The sequence below is a fragment of the Streptomyces sp. NPDC029296 genome (assembly GCF_055569255.1).
In genome coordinates this window covers 1-20,587 of the sequence record NZ_JBVHXT010000001.1, presented here as the reverse complement: position 1 = coordinate 20,587, position 20,587 = coordinate 1, and the positions used below count along the sequence as shown (strand labels likewise).

The 20,587-nt window shown below is 77.0% G+C and carries 2 protein-coding genes; both read left to right on the top strand.

Translation table 11 applies throughout. The features are described 5' to 3' along the window. Positions 1-12: 12 nt before the first annotated feature. Entirely contained in the window at positions 13-20,139 is a 20,127-nt protein-coding gene (locus ACZ4W9_RS00010) for a non-ribosomal peptide synthase/polyketide synthase (protein ID WP_467932066.1), read from the top strand. 125 nt (positions 20,140-20,264) lie between these two features. Further along, complete coding sequence (locus ACZ4W9_RS00005; protein WP_318199944.1) at positions 20,265-20,468, top strand: MbtH family protein; 204 nt, start codon at positions 20,265-20,267, stop codon at positions 20,466-20,468. Positions 20,469-20,587 lie beyond the last annotated feature (119 nt).

Here is a 20,587-nt window from a genome sequence, read left to right as displayed (position 1 = left end):
GATCCGACGACCATGACGTCTTCGACCCCTTCCCCCTCCGGCTCCTCCGGCTCCACCGGCCCCACCGGCTCCTCCGGCGCCGCCCGCCCGGCCCGGCCCGCCGGCTCCTCGCCGTCCGCCGCCGCCTCCGGTGCCGCCCGGCAGAACCGTGCCGAGGCGCTGCCCGAGGAGATGCGGGAGGCGCTGCGGCGCCGCCTCGCCGGCCGGGCCGCCGGCGGCACCGCACCGGCCGCCCGGCCGGGCATCCCGCGCGCCGACCGCGACCGGCCGCTGCCGCTGTCGTTCGCGCAGCAGCGCCTGTGGTTCCTGGACCGGCTGCGGCCCGGCGACGCCCGCTACAACAGCGCGGTCGCGGTCCGCTTCACCGGCGCGCTGGACCACGAGGCGCTGCGCGCGGCCCTCGCCGCCGTCGTGGCCCGGCACGACGCCCTGCGCACCACCTTCGAGGAGACCGACGGCCGTCCGGCGCAGCGCGTCCACCCGGCGGGCCCGGTCACGCTGCCGGTCCGGGACACGAGCGACCTGGACGCGGACCTGTTGGCCGAGTACTCCCGCCCCTTCGACCTGCGCCACGGCCCGCTGCTGCGCGCCCTGCTGCTGCGCGAGTCGCCGACCGCGCACGTACTGCTGCTGACGGCCCACCACATCGTCACCGACGGCTGGTCGATGGGCGTGGTCCTGGACGAACTGTGCGCCGCCTACGACGCCCTGGCGCGCGGCACCGCCCCCGGGCTGCCCCCGGTGCCGACGCAGTACCCGGACTTCGCGGTGTGGCAGCGCGCCCAGCTCTCCGGCCCCCGCCTCGACCGCGAACTCGCCCACTGGAAGGCCGGGCTGGCCGGGACGGTGGCGCCCGAACTGCCCCTGGACCGGCCCCGGCGCGGCGAGGAGGCGGGCGAGGGCGCCGTCCACATCTTCACCGTCCCGGCCCCCCTGACCGCCCGCCTGCGCGACCTCGCGGCCGAGCGGCACAGCACCCTGCACACCGCCCTGGTCGCCGCCGTCCAGGCGCTGCTGGCCCGCTGGTCCGGGCAGGACGACATCGCCGTGGGCTCCCTCACCCCCGGCCGGCCCCGCACTGACCTCGAACGGACCGTCGGGTTCTTCGTGAACACCGTCGTGCTGCGCACCCCGGTGGACGTCTCCGCGTCCTTCCGCGACCTGCTGGCGAAGGCCGCCGACACGGTGAGCGAGGCCTTCGCCCACGGCGACACGCCGTTCGAGCGGATCGTGGAGGCGGTGGGCGCGCCCCGCGAGGCGGGCCGCAACCCGCTGTTCGACGTGATGGTGCTGCTGCACCCCGCCCCGCCCGCCGCCACCGCCCCGCGCGGGCTCGCCGCCACCCCGGTCACCGTGCCCCGGCGGGCGGCCACCTTCGACCTGAGCATCGAGTTCGTGCCGGACGGCGCGGGCCTGACCGGGCTGCTGGAGTACCGCACCGACCTGTTCGACGCCGGCACCGCCGAGCGGCTGGCCGGACAGCTGCTGCGCCTGCTCCAGGGCGCGGCCGAGGCGCCGGACCGCCCGCTGGACAGCCTGCCGCTGCTCTCGCAGGACGAGACACGGCACGTCCTGCGCGACTGGAGCGCCGGCCCGCTCCAGCCCGTGCCCGACGCCACCCACCCGGAGATCTTCCAGCGCCGCGCGGCCCGTACCCCGGGCGCCCTCGCGCTCGTCGCGGGCGGCGAACGGCTGGACTACGCCACCCTCAACGCCCGCGCCAACCGGCTCGCCCACCACCTCATCGCGCTCGGCGCCGGCCCCGAACGGCTGGTGGCGCTGCGGCTGCCGCGCACCGCCGACATGATCACCGCGATCCTCGCCGTGTGGAAGGCGGGCGCCGGCTATCTGCCGCTGGACCCGGCGCTGCCCGAGGAGCGCGTCCGGTACCTGCTGGACGACGCCCGCCCGGCCCTGGTCCTGGACGAGGCCGCCCTCGGTGCCGTACCCGCGACCGCCCCCGACACCGACCCCACCGACGCCGACCGGCGCGCCCCGCTGGACGCGGAGCACACCGCCTACGTCATCCACACCTCCGGCTCCACCGGCCGCCCCAAGGGCGTCGCCGTGCCGCACCGCGCGGCGGCCCACCTGCTCGCCGCGCACCGGTCCGGCTTCGTCGCCGAGGCGGGCGGCGGCCCGCTGCGGGTCGCGCTCACCGCGTCCTTCTCCTTCGACACCTCCCTCGAAGGCGTGCTGCTGCTGGCCGACGGCCACCCGCTGCACCTGGTCGACGAGGTCACCCGGATGGACCCGGCCGCGCTGGTGGAGTACGTGGTCGAGCACCGGATCGACTTCCTCGACGTCACCCCCTCCTACCTGCGGCAGCTGCTGCCCGCCGGACTGCTCACCGACCCCCGGCACCGCCCCCGCGTCCTCATGCTCGGCGGCGAGCCGGTCGGGCCCGCGCTGTGGCGGGAGCTGGCCGCCCACCCGGACGTGACCGCGCACAACTTCTACGGCCCCACCGAGTGCACGGTCGACGCGCTGTCCTGCCGGATCGACGACCGCGACCGCCCGCTGGTGGGCCGCCCCCTGCCCGGACTGCGGGCCTATGTGCTGGACGCCCGGCTCCGGCCGGTGCCACCCGGCGTCGGCGGCGAGCTGTACCTCGCGGGCCCGCAGCTCGCCCGGGGCTACACCGGCCGGCCGGGCCTGACCGCGGCCCGCTTCCTCGCCGACCCGTTCGGGGCGCCGGGGGAGCGGATGTACCGCACCGGCGACCTGGCCCGCTGGACCGCCGACGGCCGCCTCGACTACCTCGGCCGCGCCGACGACCAGGTCAAGGTGCGCGGCCACCGCATCGAGCCCGGCGAGATCGAAGCCGCCCTGCTCGCGCTGGACGGCGTCGCCGGCGCCGCGGTCGTCGCCGTGCGCGACCCGCACGGCCACACCCGTCTGGCCGCCTACGTCGTCCCGGCGCCCGGCGCGCCCCGGCCCGCCCCCGCCGACCTGCGGGCTGCCCTGCTGCGGGTGCTGCCCGAGGCGCTGGTGCCCTCCTCCTTCACCCCGCTGGACTCGCTGCCCCTGACCACCAGCGGCAAACTCGACCGCCGCGCCCTCCCCGCCCCCGAGAACCCGGCGGAGGAACGGGAGTTCACCGCGCCCCGCACCCCGGAGGAGGAGACCCTCGCCGGCATCTGGGCCGAGGTGCTCGGGGTGGACCGGGTGGGCGTCACCGACAACTTCTTCGAGCTGGGCGGCGACTCCATCCTCGGCATCCAGGCCGTCTCCCGGGCCCGCGCCGCCGGCCTCGGCATCGGCTCCCAGGACGTCTTCCGGCACCAGACGGTCGCCGGCCTGGCCGCCGCCGCGACCCGCCGCACCGCCGCCGTGCCCGCGCCCCGGCGCCCGCACGAGGACGGGCCCGCCCCGCTCACCCCCGTCCAGGAGTGGTTCTTCGCCACCCACGGGCCGCTGCGCCACTTCGCCATGTCGATGCTGCTCGACCTGCCCCACGACCTCGACGCGGAGGCACTGGAACGGGCGCTGGACGCCGTGGTGGCCCGCCACCCCGCCCTGCGCACCCGCTTCACCCGCACCGGGGACACCTGGCGGCAGCACCCCGGCACCGGCCCGGCCGGCGGACCGCTGACCCGCTGCGCCCCCGGCACCCCGCCCGCCGAGGCGGCCCGGGCCGCCCGCGCCGCCCTGGACCCGGCCACCGGCACCCTGCTGCGCGCCGCCCTGCTCACCGGCGCGGACCGCCCGCGACTCTTCCTCGCGGCACACCACCTGGCCGTCGACAGCGTCTCCTGGCGGATCCTGCTCGCCGACCTGGAGACGGCCTACCGGCAGGCCGCGATAGGCAAGGAACCGCGACTGGAGCCCGAGCACACCCCGTTCACCGCCTGGGCGCGCGACCTCGCCGAACGGGTTCGGGCCGGCGGCCTGGACGACGACCTGCCCTACTGGACGCGCGAGACCGCCGAGCCGCGCACCCCGCTCCCCGTCGACCTGCCCGGCACCCCGCTCGCCGGATCCGTGCGCACGGTCCGCACCCGGGTGGACCGGGCCACCACCGAGGCCCTGCTGCGCAAGGTGCCGGGCGTCTACCGCACCCAGGTCAACGACGTGCTGCTGAGCGCGCTGGGCCGGGTGCTGGCCGACTGGACGGGCGCCGACCGGGTGACCGTCGCCCTGGAGGGCCACGGCCGCGAGGAGGACCTGGCCGAGGGCGCCGACCTGTCCCGTACGGTCGGCTGGTTCACCACCCAGTACCCCGTCACCCTCGCCCCGGCCGGCCCGGACGACTGGGGGACCACCCTCAAGGACGTCAAGGAACGCCTGCGGGCCGTGCCCCGCCGGGGCCTCGGCTACCAGGCTCTCGGCCACCTCGGCTCGCCCCTGTCCGACGCGCGGGCGCTCGGCGGACTCCCGCTGCCCCAGGTGTGCTTCACCTACCACGGCCAGTGGGAGGCGCCCGCCGGAGGGGACTTCACGCCCGTCGCCGACGTGCCCGGCACCGACATGGACCCCGGCGCGCCCCTGGACCACCTCCTGGACGTGTCCGCCCTCGTCGCCGACGGCGAACTGGAGATCACCTGGCACTACAGCGACCAGGTGCACCACGCCGGCACCGTACGGCGGCTGGCCGACGGCATGGTGACCGCGCTCGCCGCCATCGCCGAGCACTGCGCCGCACCCGGCGCGGGCGGCCGTACCCCCTCCGACTTCCCGCTGGCCCGCCTGGACCAGGCGGGAGTGGACCGCCTGGCCGGCGACGGCCGGGACGTGGAGGACCTGCTGCCGCTCACCCCGCTCCAGGAGGGCATGCTCTTCCACCGGCTGGTCGGCGGACCGGACGACGTGTACGTGGACCAGGCCGCCCTCCTGCTGGACGGCGTCACCGACCCCGACGCCCTCGCCCTGGCCTGGCAGCGGGTGACCGACCGCACCCCGGCCCTGCGCACCCGCGTCGTGTGGGAGGGCGTGCCGGTGCCGCTCCAGGTCGTCCACCGGCACGTCACCGTGCCCGTGGAGCAGGCGGACTGGCGGGAGCTGGACGCGCAGGAGCGGGCCGCCCGGCTGGAGCGGCTGCGCGCCGACGACCTCGCGCGCGGCCTGGACCTCGGCACGGCACCGCTGATGCGGCTCACCTTCGTCCGGCTGCCCGACGCCCGGCTGCACCTGCTGTGGACCTCCCACCACCTGATCCTGGACGGCTGGAGCCTCGCCCAGGTGCTCACCGACGTCTTCGAGGAGTACGCCGCGCTCACCACCGGCACCCCGCCCCGGCCCCCGGCGCGCCGCCCCTTCGGCGACTACGTGCGCTGGCTGGCCGACCGGGACTCCTCGGCCGCGCGGGAGCACTGGCGGGCCGTCCTCGCCGGGTTCGCCACGCCCACCCCGCTGCCCGCCGACCGCGTCCGCCGCCCGGGCCACGAGACCCGCTCGGCCGGCGTGCACACGGCCGGGCTGTCCCCCGAGGTCTCCGCGCGGCTGGCCCGCACCGCCCGGACGGCCGGACTCACCCTCGGCACCGTGGTGCAGGGCGCCTGGGCGCTGCTGCTGTCCCGCTACGCCGGCGAGCCGGACGTGCTGTTCGGCACCACCGTCTCCGGGCGCCCCGACGACCTGCCCGGCGCCGAGTCGATGGTGGGCATGTTCATCAACACCCTGCCCACCCGCGTCCGCGTGGACGGCGACCGCACGGCCGCCGACTGGCTCCGGCGGCTCCAGGAGGAGCAGGCCGAGGCCCGGCGGTTCGCCGACGTGTCCCTCGCCGAACTGACCGCGCTGAGCGACGTACCCGCCGGCAGCCCGCTGTTCGACAGCATGGTCGCCTTCGAGAACTACCCCTTCGACGAGGCGCGTTCGGCCACCACCGGCATCCGGCTGGCCGACGTCTCCTCCCGCGACGCGACCAACTACCCGCTGGTGCTGCGCGCCTACCAGGGCGAGCGGTTCGGCTTCGACCTCGCCTACGACCCCGAGCTGTTCGACGCCCCGACCGTGCACTCCCTCGCCGACCGGCTGTGCCTGCTGCTCACCGGGCTGGCCGACGACCCGCACCGGCCGCCGCACGCCCTCGCCTGGACGACCGCCGAGGAGCGGCGCCGGATGCTGACGGACTGGAACGGCACCGAGGAGGGCCGGCCCGCCGCCACCCTGGACGCCCTGTTCGCCGCCCAGGCCGCCCGCACCCCGGGCGCCGAGGCCGTCACCTGCGGCGGCGAACGGCTCGACTACGCCACCCTGGACGCGCGCTCCGGACGGCTCGCGCACCGGCTCGCCGAACTCGGCGCCGGACCCGAGACGTTCGTCGCCCTCGCCCTGCCCCGCTCCACCGACCTCGTCGTGGCCGTCCTCGCCGTCCTCAAGACCGGCGCCGCCTATCTGCCCGTCGACCCCGCCCTGCCCGCCGACCGCGTCCGGCACCTGCTGGACGACGCCCGGCCGGTGACGCTGGTGACCACCCGGCAGACCACGGCCGCGACCGGTGTGCCCCGGCTGCTGCTGGACGACCCGGACGTGCGCGCCGACCTGGCCCGCCGCCCGGCCGCCGGCCCGCACCGCCGGGCGCTGCCCGAGAGCCCCGCCTACGCCATCTACACCTCCGGCTCCACCGGCCTGCCCAAGGGCGTCGTCGTCCCGCACGCCAACGTCGTCCGCCTGTTCGCCCGCACCCGGCCCTGGTTCGGCTTCGGCCCCGACGACGTGTGGACGCTGTTCCACTCCTACGCCTTCGACTTCTCGGTGTGGGAGCTGTGGGGCCCGCTGCTGCACGGCGGCCGGCTGGTGATCGTCCCCGAGGACACCGCCCGTTCCCCGGAGGACTTCCTGCGCCTGCTCGCCGACGAACGGGTCACCGTCCTCAACCAGACCCCCTCCGCCTTCTACCCGCTGATCCGCGCCGACGCCGAACTGCCCGAGGTCAGCGCGCGGCTGGCGCTGCGCACGGTGGTGTTCGGCGGCGAGGCGCTGGACGTCGCCCGGCTCGCCGACTGGTACGCCCACCACGCGGACACCGCGCCCCGCCTGGTGAACATGTACGGCATCACCGAGACCACCGTGCACGTCACCTACGCCCCGCTGGACGCCGCCGCGGCCCGCGCCGGCACCGCGAGCCCCATCGGCACCGGCATCCCCGACCTCCGGCTCTACGTCCTCGACGACCGCCTCCAGCCGCTGCCGCCCGGCGCCGTGGGCGAGCTGTTCGTCGCCGGCGAGGGCCTGGCACGCGGCTATCTGAACCGCCCCGGACTCACCGCGGCCCGCTTCCCCGCCGACCCGTTCGGACGCCCCGGCAGCCGCATGTACCGCACCGGCGACCTGGCCCGCCGGCGGGCCGACGGCACCCTGGAGTACCTGGGCCGCGCCGACCAGCAGGTGAAGATCCGCGGCTACCGCATCGAGCCCGGCGAGATCGAGGCCGCCCTGCACCGCCACCCGGGCGTCGGCGCGGCCGCCGTCGGCGTGTACGAGGACGCCGCCGGCACCCGCCGGCTGGTCGCCCACGTCGTCGGCACCGGCACCGGCGACCGCCCCGTGCCGCCCCCGTCCGCCGCCGAACTCCGCGCCCACCTGGAGGGGCTGCTGCCCGCGCACATGGTGCCGGCCGCCTATGTGCCGATGGCCGCGCTGCCGCTCACCGTCAACGGCAAGCTCGACCGGCGCGCCCTGCCCGCGCCCGGCCCCGACGGCTTCGCCGCCGACGCCACCCGCACCCCGCCGCGCACCCGGGCCGAGCGGCTGGTCGCCGCCGCCTGGACGGATGTCCTGGACACCGACGAGGTCGGCGCCGACGACGACTTCTTCGCCCTCGGCGGCGACTCCATCCTCGCCGTCCGCGTCACCTCCCGGCTGCGCGCCGCCTTCGGCACCGACGTCTCGCCCCGGCTGCTGTTCACCCACTCCACGCTGTCCGCGCTGGCCACCGCGCTGGGCGAACCCCGCGCCGCCGACGCCACCGGCACCGCCGGCACCATCCCGGCCGCCGACCCGGACGCCCCCGCCCCCCTGTCGTACGCCCAGCAACGCCTGTGGTTCCTCGACCGGTTCGAGCCGGGCGGCACCGACCACACCACCCTGTCCGCGCTGCGGCTGCGCGGCCCGCTCGACACCACCGCGCTGCGCACCGCGCTGGACGGCCTGGTCGCCCGGCACGAGGCGCTGCGCACCACCTTCGCCGAACACGACGGCCGGGCACGGCAGTTCGTGCACCCGCCCCGGCCGGTCGACCTCCCGGTGGACGACCTCGCGGACGACGGCGCCCTGGACGCCCTGCTGGAGCGCGAGGGCGCCACCCCCTTCGACCTGTCCGGCGGGCCGCTGCTGCGCGCCCGCCTGGCCCGGCTCGCCGACGACGAGCACGTCCTCGTCCTCGCCGTCCACCACATCGTCACCGACGGCTGGTCCGGCGGCGTGCTGGCCCGGGACCTGGGCGAGCTCTACACGGCGGCCCTGGAGAGGCGCCGCCCCGCCCTGCCCGTCCTGCCCGTCCGCTACACCGACTACGCCGCCTGGCAGCGCACCCGCGCCGGACGCGCCGAGTCCGACCTCGCCTACTGGCGCGAGGCCCTGGCCGGCGTGACCCCGCTGGAGCCGCCCACCGACCGGCCCCGCCCCGCCGTCCGCACCCGGACCGGCGCCCTGCTGACCTTCACCCTGCCCGCCGCGCTCACCGAGCGGCTGCGCGAACGCGGCCGGGAGGCCGACGCCACCCTCTACATGACCCTGGTGGCCGCCTGCCAGGTCCTGCTCGCCCGCTGGGCGGGCCAGGAGGACGTCACCGTCGGCACCGTCACCGCCGGCCGCGAGCGGCCCGAACTGCACGACGTGGTCGGCATGTTCGTCAACACACTGGTGCTGCGCGCCCGGGTCCGTCCCGCACTTCCTTTCCGCGAGCTGCTGGCCGAGGTGCGCACCACCGTCCTGGAGGCGTTCGCCCACCAGGAGGTGCCCTTCGAACGCGTCGTGGACGCCGTCCAGCCCGAACGGGACACCAGCCGCACCCCCCTGTTCCAGGTCATGGTCGCCCTGCACAACCTCGGCGCCGAGCCGCCCCGGCTGCCCGGCCTGACGGTGCGGCCGGTCACCCCGCCCGTCCGCACCGCCGCCTTCGACCTCGCCTTCGACTTCGTGGAGACCGACGGCGGCCTCACCGGCCACCTGGAGTACAACACCGGCCTGTTCGACACCGACACCGCCGAACGCCTCGCCGCCCGGCTGCGCGTCCTGCTGGAGGCCGCCGCCGAGGACCCCGGGCAGGCGGTGGGCCGGCTGCCGCTGATGACCGGCGACGAACGGCGCGAGGTGCTCCGCCACGGCCGGGGCGCCCCGCTGCCCGCGCCGAACACCACCTTCCCCGCCCTCTTCCAGGCCCAGGCCGCCCGCACCCCCCACCACACCGCCCTGGCCGCCCGCGACACCACCCTGGACTTCGCCGCGCTCAACGCCCGCGCCAACCGGCTCGCCCACCACCTCATCGCCCGCGGCGCCGGCCCCGAGGACGTGGTCGCCGTACGGCTGCCGCGCACCGCCGACCTGATGGTCGCCCTGCTCGCCGTCCTCAAGGCGGGCGCCACCCTGCTCTGCGTCGACCCCGGACTCCCCGGGCCAAGGCAGGACTTCCTCCTCGCCGACGCCCGCCCGCACACCCTGCTGACCGGCCTCGACGAGGTGCCCTGGGACCGGCTGCCCGACCACGACCCGGCCGACACCGACCGGATCCGGCCCCTGCTGCCCGGGCACACCGCCTACCTCGTCTACACCTCCGGCTCCACCGGCCGGCCCAAGGGCGTCGCCGTAGAACACCGGCAGCTGGTCAACCTCTGCCACGACCACCGCGAGGGCCTGCTCGCCCCGCACACCGCGGGCGGGCACCGGCTGCGCGCCGCGCTCAGCGCCTCCTTCTCCTTCGACACCTCCTGGGAGGGGCCGCTGCTGCTCGCCCTCGGCCACGAGGTGCACCTCATGGACGAGGACGTGCGCCTGGACCCCCAGGCGTTCTGCGACCAGGTCGCCGCACACCGCCTGGACCTGGTCAACGTCACCCCGACGTTCCTGCGCGAACTGACCGCCGCCGGACTGCTCGCCCCCGGCCGCCACCACCCGCGCCTGCTGCTCGTCGGCGGCGAGGCCGTCACCCCGGCCGGCTGGCGCGAACTCGTGCGCGCCGAACGGGAACTGGGCGTCGCCGTGTACAACATGTACGGGCCCACCGAGTGCACCGTCGACGCCGTCTACGGCCGCGCCGCCGACCGGCCCGACCGCCCCGCCATCGGCCGCCCCGGCGGGGGCCTGCGCGCCTACGTCCTCGACGGCGCCCTCAGGCCGGTGCCGCCCGGCGTGCCCGGCGAGCTGTACCTGGCCGGGGCCCAGGTCGCCCGCGGCTATCTGAACCGTCCCGGCCTCACCGCCGCCCGCTTCCTCGCCGACCCGTTCGGCGCGCCGGGGGAGCGGATGTACCGCACCGGGGACCGGGCCCGCTGGGACCGGGACGGACTGCTGGAGTTCCTGGGCCGGGTGGACGAACAGGTCAAGATCCGCGGGTTCCGCATCGAGCCCGGCGAGGTGGAGGCCGCCCTGCTGGACCACCCCGACGTCGCCGACGCCGCGGTGGCCGCCCGCGAACACGCCGGCCGGCTCATGCTCGTCGGCTACGTCGTGCCCGCCGCCGGCCGCGTCCCGTCCGCCGACGCGCTGCGGCTCGCGCTGCGCGGCGCCCTGCCCGACCACATGGTGCCCGCCGCGTTCGTCCCGCTCGCCCGCATCCCCCGCACCACCAGCGGCAAGACCGACCGGCGCGCCCTGCCCGCCCCGCCCGCGCAGCCCGACAGCACCACCCCCTACGTCGCCCCCCGGCCCGGCACCGAGGAACGCCTGGCCGCGATCTGGGCCGAGGTGCTCGGCGTGGAACGCGTCGGCGCCCGCGACAACTTCTTCACCCTCGGCGGAGACTCCATCCTGAGCATCCAGATCGTCTCCCGCGCCCGGCAGGCCGGACTCGCCCTCACCACCAAGGACGTCTTCCGGCACCAGACCGTCGCCGAACTCGCCCTGCGCGCCAAGGAGTCGGCGCCCCGGCAGGCCGCCACCGAGGAGCCCGGCGAGGCACCGCTCACCCCGATCCAGCACTGGTACCTGGACGGCCGCGACCCCGCACGGCCGCTGCGGTTCACCATGACGCAGCGCCTGCGACTCGCCCCCGGCACCCGCTCCCCGGCCCTGGAGCAGGCCACCGAGGCGGTCGTCCGCCGGCACGCCGCCCTGCGCACCCGGTTCCGCCACACCCCCGACGGCTGGCGCCAGGAGGCGCTGCCCGACGCCCCGGACGGCGTGTTCACCCGGCACGACGTGGCCGCGCTGGACGACCCGGCGCTGGAGGGCGAGGCCCAGCGGCTGACGGAGGAAGCGCAGGCCGGCCTCGATCCCACGGCCGGGCGGGTCATTCGCGTCCTGTTCCTCGACCGGGGCCCCGAGCGGCCCGGCCAGCTCGTCGTCACCGCGCACCACCTGGTGATCGACGGGGTGTCCTGGCGCATCCTGCTCGCGGACCTGGAGGCCGCCCACCGGGCGGCGGCGGCCGGCCGGCCCGCCGGCCTGCCCGCCACCGGCACCCCCTACGGCCACTGGGCCGCCCGCCTGGAGCGGCACACCCGCTCCGGCGCCCTGGACGCCGACCTGCCGTACTGGACCCGCACCGGCACGGCCCCCGCCGAGCTGCCCGCCGGACGCCCAGGGCCGAACACCCACGGCACCGCCGCCACCCTCACCGTCACCCTGGACCGGGCCACCACCGACGCCCTGCTGCGCCGGGTCCCGGAGACCTACCGCACCCAGGTCAACGACGTCCTGCTCAGCGCCCTCGGCCGCACCCTGGCCCGCTGGTGCGGACGCGACACCGTCCTGCTGGGCGTGGAGGGCCACGGCCGCGAGGAACTGTTCGAGGACGTGGACCTGTCGCGGACCGTCGGCTGGTTCACCGCCGAGTACCCGCTCGCGCTCCGCGTCGTCCCGGACGCCGGCTGGCACGACACCCTCCGCTCGGTCAAGGAACAACTGCGCGCGGTCCCGCTGCGCGGCCTGAGCCACGGCGCCCTGCGCCACCTGGTGCCCGGCAGCCCCCTCGCCGGCGCCCCGGCACCGAGGGTCGGCTTCAACTACCACGGCCAGTGGGACGCCGACGGCACCGACGGCCTGTTCCGCGGCGCGCTGCCCCCGGCCGGCCGCGACACCGACCCCGACGAACCCCGTCCCTACCTGCTGGACGTCACCGGCGTGGTCCAGCACGGCCGCCTCGAACTCGGCTGGACCTACCCGCCGGCCGTCCACGACGAGGCCACCGTCCGCCGGCTCGCCGAGGACACCCTCGCCGCCCTGCGCGAGATCGTGACGCACTGCGCGGACCCCGGGGCCGGCGGCCGTACCCCCTCCGACTTCCCCCTCGCCGGGCTCGGCCAGGAACAGCTGGACCGGCTCGTCGGCACCGGCCGGCACATCGAGGACGTGCTGCCGCTCACCCCGCTCCAGTCCGGCATGCTCTTCCACGGCCTCGTCGACACCGAGCACGCCTACTTCGACCGCACGGCCGTACGGCTGTCCGGGGTGGCCGACCCGCACGCCTTCGCCACCGCCTGGCAGCAGGTCGCCGACCGCACCCCGGCGCTGCGCACCAGCGTCCACTGGCACGGCCTGCCCCACCCCGTCCAGCTCGTCCACCGGCACGCCCGGCTGCCCGTCACCCACCTCGACTGGCGCACCCTCACGCCCGCCGAACGCGCCGCGCACACCGAGCGGCTGCTCGCCGAGGACCGCGCCGCCGGCCTGGACCTCACCACCGCGCCGCTCACCCGGCTCACCCTGGCCGCCCTGCCCGGCGACGAGGTGCTGCTGCTGTGGTCCACCCACCACATCGTGCTCGACGGCTGGAGCACCGGGCAGCTGCTCACCGAGGTCTGCGCGCGCTACGCGGCCCTCACCGGCGGCCCCCAGGAGGCACCCCCGGTGCGGCGGCCCTTCGCGGACTTCCTGCACTGGCTCGGCGCGCAGGACGAGACGGCCGCCGAACGGCACTGGGCCGACGCGCTCGCCGGGTTCACCGCCCGCACCCCGCTGCCGTACGACCGCACGCCCGCCGAGGCCCACCGCGCCCGCTCCGCCGCGGCCGTCCACCGCGAGCTGGACGCCGGGGTGTCCCGGCGGCTGCGGGAGGGCGCCGCCCGCGCCGGACTCACCGTCAACACCGTGGTGGAGGGCGCCTGGGCGCTGCTGCTGGCCCGCTCCGGCGGCCGGGACGACGTGGTGTTCGGCACCACCGTCTCCGGCCGCCCGGCCGAACTGCCCGGCGTCGAGGGCATGATCGGCATGTTCGTCAACACCGTGCCGACCCGGGTACGGATCCCCGCCGGGCCGGTGCTGCCCTGGCTGCGCGACCTCCAGGAACGGCAGAGCGACGCCCGCCGCTTCGACTTCCTCGCCCTGCCCCGCATCCAGGCCGTCGGCGAAGTCCCGCCCGGGGAGCCGCTGTTCGACAGCATGGTGGTGTTCGAGAACTACCCCGTGGACGAGTCGGCGACCGCCCGCACCGGCGTCCGGGTCGAGGAGGTGCGCGCCGACGACGCCACCACCTTCGCCTGGTGCCTGCGCGCCCACCTCGACGAACGGCTCGGCTTCGACCTGGCCTACGACCCCGCCTTGTTCGACCCCGGCACCGCCGAGCGCGCCGCCGGCCGGCTGGCCGCGCTGCTCACCGCCCTCGCCGACGGTTTCGACACCGACCTGGCCGGTTTGGACCCGCTCACCCCGGCCGACCGCGAACTGCTGGCCGCCTGGAACACCACCGCCCGCCCGGCCGTCCCGCGCAGCCCCGTGGACCTGTTCGCCGAGCAGGCCCGCCGCACCCCGGACGCGGTCGCCGTCCAGGACGGCGACCGGGAGCTGACGTACCGCGAACTGCACGCCTGGGCACAGGCGTTGGCCGGACGGCTGGTGGCCGGCGGACTGGCGCCCGAGGACCGGGTGGCCCTGCCGCTGGACCGCTCCGCCGAACTGGTCGTCGCCCAGCTCGCCGTGCTCCTCGCCGGCGGCGCCTACGTCCCCGTCGACACCCGCGCCCCCGAGGAACGCCGCCGCACCCTGCTCACCCAGGCGGGCGCGACCACCCGCCTCACGGCGGCCGACGTGACCGCGGCCCGCCCCGGCACCGCGGCGGACCGGACACCGCCCGCCGCCGGCACCGCCTCCCCGGCACACCCCGCCGGAGCGGAGGCGGCAGGAGGCACCCGCGCAGGCGGAGCACAGGACACCGGCCCCGGCCGGCCCGCGCCGGACACGGACGCGAAGGCGCCCGGCCGGCCCGCGCCCGGCACCGGGGCGCGGCCGCTGCCGGTCCCCGACCCCGACCGGCTGGCCTACGTGATGTTCACCTCCGGCTCCACCGGACTGCCCAAGGCCGTCGCGGTACGGCACCGGGACGTGGCGGCGCTGGCCACCGACAGCCGGTTCGCCGGCGGGGTGTGCGAGGGGGTGCTGCTGCACTCGCCGGTGGCGTTCGACGCGGCCACCTTCGAGGTGTGGGCGCCGCTCCTCAACGGCGGCCGCGTGGTCGTCGCACCCGGCGACACCGTGGACGCGGCCCTGCTGCGCCGGCTCGCCGCCGGCGGCTCACTGACCGCGCTGTGGCTGACCGCCGGACTGTTCCGGCTGCTCGCCCAGGACGCCCCCGACTGCTTCCGGGGCCTCGGGCAGGTGTGGACCGGCGGCGACGTCGTGCCCGCCCCGGCCGTGCGCCGGGTGCTGGCCGCCTGCCCCGGGCTGACCGTCGTGGACGGCTACGGCCCCACCGAGACCACCACCTTCGCGACCTCCTTCGCCCTCACCGACCCGGCGGCCGTGCCCGGCACCGTCCCCATCGGCCGGCCGCTGGACGACATGCGGGCGCACATCCTGGACGCCCGGCTGCGCCCCGTACCACCGGGCAGCCCGGGCGAGCTGTACCTGGCCGGCGAGGGCGTCGCCCGCGGCTACCTCGGCCGCCCCGGCGAGAGCGCCGCCCGCTTCCTCGCCGACCCGCTCGGCCCGCCCGGCGCCCGCATGTACCGCACCGGCGACCTGGCCCGGCGGCGCCCGGACGGCACCGTGGAGTTCCTCGGCCGGGCCGACGACCAGGTCAAGATCCGCGGCTTCCGGGTGGAACCGGGCGAGGTCGAGGCCGCGCTCGCCGCCCACCCGGGCGTGACGGACGTCGCCGTGCTGGCCCGCGAGGACCGGCCGGGCGCCAAACGGCTCGTGGCCTACGTCGTCGGCGAGGCCGCCCGGGACGCCGAGGACCTGCGGGCCTTCGCCGCCCGCACCCTGCCCGACTACCTCGTCCCCGCCGTCGTCGTCCCGCTCGCCGCCCTCCCGCTCAGCCGCAACGGCAAGGTCGACCGGGCCGCCCTGCCCGCGCCGGAAACCCTGCCGGGCCGCACCCGGACCGAGCCCCGCACCGAGGCCGAGCGGCGCACGGCGGCCGTCTTCGCGGAGGTTCTGGGCAGCGAACCGCCCGGCGTAGACGACGACTTCTTCCAGCTCGGCGGCGACTCGATCCTCAGCATCCGGCTCGCCTCCCGGCTCGCCGAGGCCTTCGGCACCGACGTCACCCCGCGCGCGGTGTTCACCCACCCCACCCCGGCCGCCCTGGCCCGCCTGCTCGGCGCCCGGAGCGGCACCGGCCGCCCGGCGCTCGTCCCGGTCGCCCGCGACGCCGTGGCACCGATGTCCCTCGCCCAGCAACGCCTGTGGTTCCTCCAGGAGTTCGAGCCCGACGGCGCCGAGTACACCACCGCGCTCGCCCTCCGGCTGCGCGGCCCCCTGGACACCGGAGCGCTCCGCGCGGCCCTCGCCGCCGTGGTGGCCCGGCACGAGTCCCTGCGCACCACCTTCGACAGCGTCGACGGGCACGGCGTGCAGATCGTGCACCCGCCCCAGGACGTGCCGCTGCCCGTCCGCGACCTGTCCGAAGTCGCCGAGCGGTCGAGGGAGACGGCGCTGCGCAAGCTGCTCGCGGAGGACCGCTCCCGCCCCTTCGACCTGCGCGAGGGCCCGCTGCTGCGGGCCGGCCTGGTCCGGCTCGCCGAGCAGGACCACGTCCTCTCCCTCGCCCTGCACCACATCGTCACCGACGGCTGGTCCACCGCCGTCCTGCTCGGCGACCTCGCCCACCACTACCGCACCGGAGCCGGCGTCGCCGAACCCGGGTTGCCGCCGCTGCCGGTGCAGTACGCCGACTACGCGCACTGGCAGCGCACCGCCGGGGCCACCGCCGCCGACGAGCACCTCGCCTACTGGAAGGAGCGGCTGGCCGGCACCGCGCCGCTGGAGCTGCCCACCGACCGGCCCCGGCCGCCGGTGCGCACCAGCGCCGGCGCGAGCACCCGGCTGACGCTGCCCGCCCCGGCCGTCCGGCGGCTCACCCGGCTCGCCCGCGACCACGGCACCACCCTGTTCACCGCGCTCGTCGCCGCCGCCCAGGCCTACCTGGCGAGGCTGTCGGGCGCCGAGGACATCGCCGTGGGCACCGTCACCTCCGGACGGGACCGGCCCGAGACCCAGGGCCTGGTCGGGTTCTTCGTCAACACCCTGGTGCTGCGCTCCCGGGCCGAGGCCGCCCGCCCGTTCACCGCGTTCCTCACCGACGTACGGCAGACCGTCCTCGACGCCTTCGCCCACCAGGACGTGCCCTTCGAACGGGTCGTGGACGCCGTCCAGCCCGAACGGGACACCAGCCGCAGCCCCCTCTTCCAGGTCATGGTCGTCCTGCAGAACACCCCGGCCGCCGGCCTCGACCTGCCCGGCCTGGAGGTCACCGACGTCGAACCGGAGTCGGAACAGGCCGCGTTCGACCTCACCCTGGAGTTCGCCGAGACCGGCACCGGCGCCCTGCACGGCCTGCTCACCTACAACACCGACCTGTTCGACGCGGCCACCGCCGACCGGATGGCCGCACAGCTCGGCACCCTGCTGCGCGCCGTGGCCGAGGACCCGGGCCGCCCGCTCGGCGCCCTGCCGCTCGCCTCCGACGACGAGCTGAGGGCCCTGTCGGCCCAGGACCGGGGCGCCTTCGGCCCGGTGCCCGAATCCACCCTGCCCGACCTGTTCGAACGGCAGGCGGCCCGTACCCCGGACGCCGTGGCGCTGATCGACGGCGACCGGGAACTGACCTACGCGGAAGTCGACCGGACGGCCAACCGGCTGGCCCACCGGCTCATCCGCGACGGGGTCGGACCGGAGCACGTGGTGGCCCTGGCGCTGCCCCGCTCGGCGTCCTTCGTGGTGGCCCAGCTCGCCGTCGCCAAGGCCGGCGGCGCCTTCCTGCCCGTGGACCCCGACTACCCGCCGCGGCGGCGGGAGTTCATGCTCCGCGACGCGGGCGCCCGCCTGGTCCTCGGCGACCCGGCCGAGGTGTGGAACGCCGACGGACCGGACACCGCGCCCACGGACGCCGACCGCACCGCCGCGCTCACCCCCGCCCACCCCGCCTACGTCATCTACACCTCCGGCTCCACCGGCACCCCGAAGGGCGTCGTGGTCACCCACCGGGGCCTCGCCGCCTTCGCCGCGGCCGCCGCCGGGCAGTACGCGGCCGGCCCCGGCGACCGGGTCCTGCAGTTCGCCTCCCCGAGCTTCGACGCCTCCGTGCTGGAGCTGTGCGTCTCCCTGCTCTGCGGGGCCGCGCTGGTCACCGGCGAGGAAGGACCGCTGGTCGGGGAACGCCTCGCCGAGGTGCTTGCCGAACGGGAGATCAGCCACACCCTGATCCCGCCGGCCGCGCTGGCCACCGTGCCGCCGGGGACCGCCGCCGCCCTGCCCCGGCTGCGCACCCTCATCGTGGGCGCCGAGGCCTGCCCGGCCGACCTGGTCGACACCTGGGCCCCCGGCCGCCGGATGATCAACTCCTACGGCCCCACCGAGGCCACCGTGGTCGCCACCTGGACCGGCCCGCTGACCTCCGGCACCGGCACGCCGTCCATCGGCCGCCCCGCCGGCGTCACCCGCGTCCAGGTGCTCGACGCCGCCCTGCGGCCCGTACCGCCCGGCGTCACCGGCGAGCTGTACGTCTCCGGGCCCGGCCTCGCCCGCGGCTACCTGGGCCGCCCGGGACTGACCGCCCGGCGGTTCCTGCCCGACCCCTCCGGGGCGCCCGGGGAGCGGATGTACCGCACCGGGGACCTGGTCCGCCGCACCGCCGACGGCCGGCTCCGGTTCGCCGGACGCGCCGACGACCAGGTCAAACTGCGCGGCTACCGCATCGAACCCGGCGAGATCGAGAGCGCGCTGCGCCGCAGCCCCCTGGTACGGGACGCGGCCGTCGTCGTCCGCACGGAACCGGCCGGCGCGCCGGCCCGGCTCGTCGCCTACGTCGTCCCCGCGGAACCGTCCGGCACCGCCGCCCTGCCCGTCGGCGAGCTGCGGCTGCACCTGGCCGGACTGCTGCCCCCGCACATGGTGCCGTCCGTCTTCGTGCCGCTCGGCCGGCTGCCGCTCACCCCGAACGGCAAGACCGACCGCCGGGCCCTGCCCGCACCCGGCCCGGCCCAGGCGGCGGACGGACCGCGGACCGCGCCGCGCACCGACACCGAACGCCGGATCGCCCGGATCTGGGCCGACGTGCTGGGCATCGAGGAGGTCGGCGCCGACGACAACTTCTTCGCGCTCGGCGGCGACTCCATCCTGAGCATGCAGGTCGTCTCCCGGCTGCGCCGCGACGGCCTGCACGTGGCCACCCGGGACCTGTTCACCCACCAGACCGTCGCCGATCTCGCCACCGTCGTCCGCGCCGCGCCCCGGCCGTCCGCCACCGGCCCGGTCACCGGCGACGTGCCGCTCACCCCCATCCAGCACTGGTTCCTCACCACACCGCGCGCCGCCCACCACCACTTCAACCAGTCGGCGCTGCTCGAACTCGCCGGCACCCCCGACCCGCGGGCCCTGCGCGCCGCCCTCGACGCGCTGCTGGAGCACCACGACGCCCTGCGCATGACGTTCACCCACGAGGACGGCGGCTGGCGGCAGTTCAACCCGCCGCCCGCCACCGGCGGGTCCGTCCTGACCCGGCACGATCTGACGGGACTGTCCGCCGAGGACGCCGACGCGGCCATGGCCAAGGCCGCCGACGAACTCCACGCGAGCTTCGACCTGGCCCGCGGCCCGCAACTGCGCGCGGCCCTGTTCACCGGGGAGCCGGACCGGCCCGCGTTCCTCCTCCTCGTCGCCCACCACCTGGTCGTGGACGCCGTCTCCTGGCGCATCCTGCGCGACGACCTGGAGACCGCCTACCGCCAGGCCCTCGAGGGCGGCCCGGTCGCGCTGGGGGAGCGCGGCACCAGCTTCCGGGAGTGGTCCCGGCGGCTCGCGGCACACGTCGCCGAGGGCGGCCTCGACCACGAACTGCCCTACTGGGAAAAGGCGGTGGACACCGAGGAGCCCCCGGCCCCGGCCCCGGACGCCGGTGCCGGACCGGCCGGCACGGTGGACGTGGAACTCGACGAGGAGGACACCGCCGCCCTGCTGCGCTCGGCACCCACCGCCTACCGCACCCGGGTGAACGACGTGCTGCTCGCCGCCCTCGCCCTGGCCCTGGCCCGCTGGAGGGGACACGACCGGGTCCGCCTGGACCTGGAGGGCCACGGCCGCGAGGACCTCCTCGACGGCGTCGACCTGACCCGCACCGTCGGCTGGTTCACCACCGTCCACCCGGTCGCCCTCCAGGTGCCCGACCCCGGCGACCTCGGCCCGGACCGGGACTGGCGGTCGCTGGTGAAATCGGTGCGCCGCCAGCTGCGCGCCGTACCCGGAAACGGCATCGGCTTCGGCGCGCTGCGCACCTTCGGCCCGCCGGAGGTCCGCGAACGCCTCGGTGGCAGCGCGCACAGCCAGGTGGTGTTCAACTACCTCGGCCAGTGGGACGCCCGCCCCGACACCGCGGACGGCGGCCTGGTCCGTACCGAGCACGGCTCCTTCGGGCAGGACCACGACCCGCGCGATGCCGGCTCGCACCCGGTGGAGGTGGTCGGCGCCGTCCAGAACGGCCGGCTCGCCTTCACCTGGCACCACCGGCCCGGCGTCCACGACACCACGACCGTGCGCCGGGTGGCCGAGGAGTTCGCCACCGCCCTGCGCCACCTCGCCCGGCACGCCAGGGGAGGCCGGTGACGACCCTGCGCCCGCGCGCGGCCCCGCCCCGGCGGCCCGCCCGGCCCGGCTCCCGCTCCCCGCCGGCCACGGCCCGCCACCCACCGCGTACCACCCATCCGAACCGCACGACGAAGGAAGACGACATGGACGAGAACACCCGCTACCAGGTGCTGCGCAACGACGAGGAGCAGTACTCCCTGTGGCCCGTCGACATCGAGGTGCCCGCCGGCTGGCAGCCCGTCGGCAAGGAGGGCACCGAGGCCGAGTGCTCCGCCTACGTCGACGAGGTCTGGACCGACATGCGCCCCAAGAGCCTGCGCGAGCGCATGGAGAACACCGGCGCCTGACCGGCGAGGCGCCACGGACACCTGCCGGGCCGGCCGCGGGGGGGGGGGGGGGGGGGGGGGGGGGGGGGGGGAGGGGGGGGGGGGGGGGGGGAGGGGGGGGGCGGGGGGGGGGGAGAGGA